This window comes from Legionella qingyii, assembly GCF_003184185.1.
This window is the reverse complement of sequence record NZ_QHJG01000073.1, coordinates 1-489: the sequence shown is the minus strand read 5'-3', so window position 1 is coordinate 489 and position 489 is coordinate 1.

Genomic DNA, 489 nt, shown 5'->3' with positions numbered 1-489 from the left:
ATAATTTCCATGTAACTCTAGTGATACTGCCATTCATTTAAGAAAAAACTGTCGTTCCCGCGCAGGCGGGAACCTATTTCTAGCAGGGTGCAGTGGTAGTTTAAGAATAGATTCCCGCCTGCGCGGGAATGACAAAAATTCATAACCGTTCGGGGATGCTTGAATCTTGGGCGAGCGGTTGGCCTCTGAGGAAATCGAGCTTGTGGATGTTAAAGCTTAAACCTAATTTCCATGTAACTCTAGTGATACTGCCATTCATTTAAGAAAAACTGTCGTTCCCGCGCAGGCGGGAACCTATTTCTAGCGAGGTACAATGGTAGTTTAAGAATAGATTCCCGCTTGCGCGGGAATGACAAGAATTCATAACCGTTAGGGGATGCTTGAATCTTGGGCGAGCGTTGGCCTCTGAGGACATCGAGCTTGTGGATGTTAAAGCTTAAACCTAATTTCCATGTAACTCTAGTGATACTGCCATTCATTTAAGAAAAA